The organism is Mesorhizobium sp. M1403, from assembly GCF_040317695.1.
GTDB lineage: Bacteria > Pseudomonadota > Alphaproteobacteria > Rhizobiales > Rhizobiaceae > Mesorhizobium.
Map to the genome: position 1 here is coordinate 1 of NZ_JAMYKY010000070.1, position 5,673 is coordinate 5,673.

Below are 5,673 nucleotides of genomic sequence, written 5' to 3' on the forward strand. Positions count from 1 at the left end.
AGCGGCTGCCGAAGCGCGACCGCTCCAGCATCTTCACCACCGCCGTCAGTCGTGCGATCCGCTCCTCGGCGCTCTTGTTGACCAACTCGAGATGCGTATTGTGGGCTTCGAGATCGGCATTACGCTCTTCCAGACCGGCGGCTTTTTCGGCCATGGCAACAACCATCGCCTTGAGCGCGTCAACGTCGTCCGGGAGCGCGAGATCGGGTGCCGACATGGCCAAAATCAGAGCATATTCGCGGGCAATTTTCCCGCGTTTTCAGCTCCCTGATTCATCATGCCGCAGGGTTTTACCCAACCGATTGCGGCCGCCTGACGGTCTCCGTTCGAACCCGTTTCCAGTCCATTCCGTCAACCAGAGCCATGAGCTGAGCATGATTGAGCTGGACCCGGTGGTGGCCGATCCGCGGCCAGCAGAACTTCGCCTCATCCAGCCGCTTGGCATAAAGACACACGCCGCTGCCGTCCCACCAGACGATCTTGATCCTGTCCGCTCTTTTGGCGCGGAATACATAAAGTGCGCCATTGAATGGATCCGAGCCGGCATCGCGCACCAGTGCCAAAAGGCCGTCGGGACCTTTGCGGTTATGCAGGGCTCCGCATAACCGCAAGGGCGCGGAGGGGCTGGCGGCGCTGGTGCGAGAGACGTTGGGGCCGATCCGTTCTTATGTGTCGGGCGAGATTATGTGGCGGAGCCGCCCTGACGCCCGTCAGGGCCTGCCAAGTCTGGAATCCTCCGCCACATAATATTTCATGCCTCTCTGACGGACGCGGGATTCCCCTGCGCCGCGATGCTGGAGGGGCAGGATGCTCGAGTTCTATTTTTCGTATCGCAGGGTGCTCAAGCGCCTGCGTAGCGGTGCACTCGGTGGCGAGATGGATCGCCTCGCGGAGCATTTTTTCATGCTTGGTTATAAGCCAGCATCCGCCAAGATTTACCTGAGCCGGATTGCGCGCTTTGGCCAGTTTGCCGCGACGCGCTGTGGTCCGATGCCTATCCCTCAAGATGTCATCGACAGCTATTTGTGCACGTTTACTACTGATACTCCGCGCATCGGGGCAGTGTCGGCTCTGGGACACGCACGGCGAGTGGCTCCGGAGCGGTTCATTGGTTCTGTTCCAAGTGTAGACGATGATCCAGATGCTCCGCTTCTGGCCTCCTTTTCGGACTATCTGCGCAAAGTGCGGGGCCTGGAGCCGAAGACCCGCGAAGGCGTTCTTTTGGGCGGCCGCCGCTTTCTGGATTGGCTCCGCCATCATCATCCCGACCACGAGCTCCAAGCGTTGACGGCGGAGCACGTCTTCGCCGCCGTTGAGCATCGGCTGTCGCTATCGCGACCTCCGCCACCCGCACGGCGGCGACCTCTCACATCCGAATATTTCTTCGGTTTTTGAATTGGGCTGGCCACCATGACCAGGATCTCGCCCGCGTCGTCCCAAGGCCGCCCCATTGGCGTTTGGCGCATTTGCCGCCGCGCCTTGCATGGGACGACGTTCGGCGCGCAATCGATGCGGTCGGCGCAACGACGCCGGTCGACATCCGCGATCGAGCCGTCCTGTTGCTGCTCGCCACCACGGGTATTCGTAACGGCGAGCTCCGCACCATTCAGCTGCAGGATATCGACTGGCGAACTGGCGAGGTCTTTGTCCGGCGCACCAAAGGCAAGCGTGATCGGGTGGCGCCGCTCCTCGAGGAGACCGGCGCCGCGCTCGCCGACTACAGCCTGCGCGCTCGACCGAAGGTGGATAGCCCATATCTGTTCCTGTCCTTCACGCCGCCCGTGGGACCGTTCAGGTGCGCATCGCCTGTTTCGAGGATCGTGCGGAAGCGGTTGCGGCATGGCGGGGTCGAACTCGGGCGGGTCGCAAGTGCACATCTCCTGCGCCACAGCCTTGCCACCCAGCTCGTCAGGCAGCGAACGCCGATCAACGAGGTCGCCGATCTTCTCGGGCACCGCAGCATCAATACAACGGCGCTGTACGTAAAGGTCGCGGCCTCGCAGCTCGCCGAGGTCGCACTCCCTTTTCCGGGAGGCGTCGCATGACCGCCTTCGTCCGTTTCCTCGGCGAGAAGGCCGAGCGTTACATCGAGCTGCGCCACTCCCTCGGCTACGCCTTCAGCAAGCAAGCCGGCACGTTGCGGGCTTTCGTCCGCTACGTTGAGCGCGCTCAACTCGATGCCCTCCGCCACCCAGACGATGGCGCTGGACTTCGTCCTGTCGTTCGGCGGCGCCGCCAACGGCCGCAACTCCGCCGATTCTACGAGTATCTCGCCGTCTATGACACCCAAACCGAGGCCTTGGAGCGCAGAGCTTTCCCCAGATCCAGAGCGATACCGCCTCCGCGTATCCTCAGCGAGGCAGAGTTGGCGTCGCTCATCGACGCATGCGACCGCATTTCGCCAGGGACCCCTCTCAGGGGGCGGACGTTGGTGACAGTGATCGGAGTGTTGGCGAGTTCGGGACTGCGATCGGGCGAAGTGGTCCGGCTTGATCGTTCCGACGTCGATCTGGCCAACGGGGTCCTCCTCATTCGGAAGACGAAGTTCCGCAAGGATCGTCTCGTTCCAGTTCACACGACGACCCAAACAGCCCTTCGTCAATATGTGCATGAGCGCGATGCTGCTTTTCCCACGCCCAAGGACCAGGCCTTCTTCCTCAGCTCCCGAGGCAACCGCCTCTCGGCGACCGGCCTGCAAAACGGTTTTGCTGAGGTCCGCAAGCTCGCCCATCTTGATGGCGGCAAGCCGTTAAGGCCGCACGATCTCAGGCACCGTTTCGCTGTGACCCGCCTCAGCCTCTGGCACCAACAGCGTGCAGACGTTCAGGCGCTGCTGCCTTTGCTCGCCACATATCTCGGTCACGCCAGCTACAGCGATACAGCCTACTACCTCACTGGCTCGGCGGATCTTCTCGCCATTGCGGCGGAGCGCGCCTTCCTCGATGGAGGTGCAGCATGAGCGAACATTTGCTCCTGGCGCCGCTCCTGGAGTCCTACTTTCGCCGGCGCCTGACCAAGCAGCGCAACGCGACTCCCGCGACCGTGGCCAGCTATCGCGACGCCTTGCGCATGCTGATCCTCTTTGCCGCCGCCCGGTTGCGGAAGAAGCCGGCGGCGTTGGCGCTTGAAGAGCTTGATCGAGACCTCGTTCTCGCTTTTCTCCACGAGCTCGAGGAGAAGCGGAACAATTCCGTCGCCACGCGCAACGCCCGCCTGGCCGCGATCCGATCTTCTTCCACCACGTCGCTGCCGCCGACCCGGCGTCCTTCGGCGTCGCCCAACGCGTGCTGACGATTCCCATCAAACGGACGCACATTGAGGTGACGCACCACCTCACCAAGGCCGAAGTGGACACCCTCATCGCGGCGCCCGATCCAAAGACGCCCCGTGGTCGGCGCGACCGAGCCTTTCTGCTCTTCTTGGCACGGACCGGCGCCCGGGTCTCCGAAGCCACCGGCGTCAACGCAAACGATCTTCAGTTGGAGCGGTCGTACCCGCAAGTGCTGCTGCGCGGCAAGGGGCGCAGAGACCGCATCGTCCCCATTCCTAAGGACCTGGCGCGATCACTGACAACTTTGTTGAGCGAGCGCGGGATCGCCCATCACGAGCCGCGACCGATATTCGTCGGCGCCCGCAACGAGCGCCTGACTCGTTTCGGAGCGACCCATATCGTACGACGTGCGGCCGCCGAGGCCGTGGCTGTCAGGCCTGCCTTGGCCGACAAGCCCATATCGCCGCACATCTTCCGGCACTCCCTCGCCATGAAGCTTCTCCAGTCCGGCGTGGACCTTTTAACGATCCAAGCCTGGCTCGGGCACGCACAGGTCGCCACGACCCACCGCTATGCCGCCGCGGATGTCGAGATGATGCGCAACGGGCTCGAGAAGGCGGGCGTCGCCGGCGACCACGGCGTGCGTTTCCGACCAAACGACGCCGTTCTGCAACTGCTGAATGGCATCTAAATATTATGTGGCGGAGGCAGTCAGACTTGGCCGGCCCTGACGGGCGTCAGGGCGGCTCCGCCACATAATCTCGCCCGACACATAAATAGGGATCGGCTGCAAGAGCCGAGGCGACCAGGGCAACAAGGCCATTGATGCCGCGGCGAAAGTCGACCGGCTGCGTCGCCACCACGACCTTCACGTCGCCGGCAAGCGCAATCACCGCCGCACACGCAAGGCATCCACGATGGCGGTCGCCAGGGTCGGATCGACCGAGCCCGTCAGGACGAGGCGGCTTTCACCAATCTCGAGCTCAATCCGACCGGCCGACGTGGGCACCTCGCGCTTCACTGCGCCGGCGTGCTCGACCTGCCGGTCCTCGCCCGCGATCGTAATTGGCACAAACTGCAGGGCTGGCGTCGTCTCCGCAGCCGCTTTCGCCTGCACCAGGCCCGCCTGTCGCCGCCAGACGGAAAGAAGGCCGCGACTTACGCCCCAATGTCGCGCGACTGCCGAGATGTTGGCGCCCGACTCCGCACTCTCCGCGACGACCCGAGCCTTCTCCGCCGGCGTCCAGTTGCGCCGCCGCCGCCGGCCGGTGATCACCTCGATCCGGCGATAGCGATCCTCTTCATGCCTGCCTTGATGACTGTCTTGATGACTGGCATCAGGCTCGTCCCGCTCCATGCGCCTGCGCTCCTCGCAAATCAGGCGGCAAATCTCGCCAGTGCATAGCCCTCAGGCAAGACGGGGTGTTCGTGACGCTCACGGTCAAACGGACCGCAGAGATACTGTCGCTATCCCCTCGCACGGTCCGATTTCATCTTGATCTGGCACGGGCCAAGCTGGGTGCCAAAAGCTTGGCGCATGCAGTTGCGATCGCGACAGAGCGCGGCCTTTTCTTCCAAAGACGGTTTTGATCGCTAGCCAAGCGCTTCGCGGGAAGGGCCGCCGGCGATGGTTGCCGCCGGCAATATTCGTACCGGTTCGTGAAGCTGGGATTATAGAATGATGAATGACTAGATCATGGGGAAAGAAGGGAGACGGCGCTCTGTAAAACCTCATTCCGGAAAGGCGCGCGACCCTCTGAGGGCAGAACGCTGGCCAGACCAAATGCCCTATTCGCAAACCATACGGTACCGTTTGCCGGGCTCGCTGACGTTCTTGCAGACAAGCAGCTTGTGCGGCTCGGAAGAGGAGAGCGGAGGACTTGCGACCCGCGATCCACGTCTGTTTGATGTCTTGTGACTTGCCGTACGGCGCGGTTCGAGCCTTTCCGGCTCCTGTGGCGCAACCGGAAACACGCTGGTTTCGATCTGTGGCTGCTGCAGCGGTGGCGGCTCTTTGTCAAAGAATCGCCTCGCATCAAGCGATCGCGGAATAACCACCGTACCATCATCGCTGCGCGCGCAGCCGCTGCCCAACAGTAAAGCCAGCCCCAGGAAAAAAGGCAGTATCCGTCCAAACATAAGCACAACCCTTGGCGGGCATATACCCCGGCTTGCGGGTCGCCGACAACCGGCGCAATGGGCACGAAGAAAGGCGGCATTGCTTGCCGCCCTTTCGAAATTGTCGAGATGCGAGAACCTTTAAAAGCCCATGCCGCCCATGCCGCCGCCGCCCATGCCACCGCCGGGCATACCAGCCGGCATGCCGCCGCCAGCCGACTCCTTCTTCGGAGCCTCCGCGATCATGGCTTCGGTGGTGACCAGCAGGCCGGCGACCGAGGCCG

Annotated in this window: 8 protein-coding genes and 2 pseudogenes; 6 read left to right on the plus strand and 4 right to left on the minus strand. The window is 63.0% G+C overall.

From position 1 onward, the window contains the following. A pseudogene (locus NKH01_RS34785) lies at positions 1 to 217 on the minus strand (IS66 family transposase); the annotation flags it as partial. Between the two features lie 73 nt (positions 218 to 290). Continuing rightward, positions 291 to 611 carry an IS66 family insertion sequence element accessory protein TnpB gene (gene tnpB / locus NKH01_RS34790; protein ID WP_353024701.1) on the minus strand — a complete coding sequence of 107 codons (321 nt, stop codon included), beginning with the start codon at positions 609 to 611 and terminating at the stop codon, positions 291 to 293. A 196-nt stretch (positions 612 to 807) separates the two neighbouring features. On the opposite strand from tnpB (NKH01_RS34790), the gene NKH01_RS34795 reads away from it, so the two are divergent. From NKH01_RS34795 to NKH01_RS34815, 5 genes are all read left to right on the plus strand, one after another. Further along, the gene (locus NKH01_RS34795; protein WP_353024702.1) at positions 808 to 1,395 is read left to right on the plus strand and encodes a hypothetical protein; all 588 of its coding nucleotides are present in this window, start codon (positions 808 to 810) and stop codon (positions 1,393 to 1,395) included. A gap of 71 nt (positions 1,396 to 1,466) precedes the next feature. Next, positions 1,467 to 2,045, plus strand: a complete 579-nt coding sequence (locus NKH01_RS34800; RefSeq protein ID WP_353024703.1) for a site-specific integrase — start codon at positions 1,467 to 1,469, stop codon at positions 2,043 to 2,045. After that, positions 2,042 to 2,959, plus strand: coding sequence for a tyrosine-type recombinase/integrase (locus NKH01_RS34805; RefSeq protein ID WP_353024704.1), 918 nt, complete (start codon positions 2,042 to 2,044; stop codon positions 2,957 to 2,959). Before NKH01_RS34800 ends, NKH01_RS34805 begins: the two co-directional genes overlap by 4 nt. Beyond that, complete coding sequence (locus tag NKH01_RS34810; protein ID WP_353024705.1) at positions 2,956 to 3,291, plus strand: site-specific integrase; 336 nt, start codon at positions 2,956 to 2,958, stop codon at positions 3,289 to 3,291. The genes NKH01_RS34805 and NKH01_RS34810 overlap by 4 nt, the downstream gene beginning before the upstream one ends. Beyond that, positions 3,285 to 3,962, plus strand: coding sequence for a tyrosine-type recombinase/integrase (locus NKH01_RS34815; protein ID WP_353024706.1), 678 nt, complete (start codon positions 3,285 to 3,287; stop codon positions 3,960 to 3,962). Before NKH01_RS34810 ends, NKH01_RS34815 begins: the two co-directional genes overlap by 7 nt. 85 nt (positions 3,963 to 4,047) lie before the next feature. Here NKH01_RS34815 and tnpB (NKH01_RS34820) read toward each other — a convergent pair. Together tnpB (NKH01_RS34820) and tnpA are read right to left on the minus strand one after the other, a co-directional pair. Next, positions 4,048 to 4,164 (minus strand): annotated as a pseudogene (tnpB, locus tag NKH01_RS34820) (IS66 family insertion sequence element accessory protein TnpB); the annotation flags it as partial. Then, positions 4,161 to 4,628 carry an IS66-like element accessory protein TnpA gene (gene tnpA, locus NKH01_RS34825; protein WP_353024707.1) on the minus strand — a complete coding sequence of 156 codons (468 nt, stop codon included), beginning with the start codon at positions 4,626 to 4,628 and terminating at the stop codon, positions 4,161 to 4,163. The gene tnpA and the pseudogene tnpB (NKH01_RS34820), both read right to left, overlap by 4 nt. A gap of 71 nt (positions 4,629 to 4,699) precedes the next feature. Here tnpA and NKH01_RS34830 point away from each other — a divergent pair, with 71 nt between their 5' ends. Beyond that, entirely contained in the window at positions 4,700 to 4,861 is a 162-nt protein-coding gene (locus NKH01_RS34830; RefSeq protein WP_353024708.1) for a LuxR C-terminal-related transcriptional regulator, read from the plus strand. Positions 4,862 to 5,673: the final 812 nt, after the last annotated feature.

Bases quoted from the DNA above. Each gene is read 5' to 3' on its own strand.
- NKH01_RS34795 (WP_353024702.1), top strand. From the start codon at position 808: ATGCTCGAGTTCTATTTTTCGTATCGCAGGGTGCTCAAGCGCCTGCGT.
- tnpA (WP_353024707.1), bottom strand. From the start codon at position 4,628: ATGGAGCGGGACGAGCCTGATGCCAGTCATCAAGACAGTCATCAAGGC.
- NKH01_RS34810 (WP_353024705.1), top strand. From the start codon at position 2,956: ATGAGCGAACATTTGCTCCTGGCGCCGCTCCTGGAGTCCTACTTTCGC.
- NKH01_RS34805 (WP_353024704.1), top strand. From the start codon at position 2,042: ATGACCGCCTTCGTCCGTTTCCTCGGCGAGAAGGCCGAGCGTTACATC.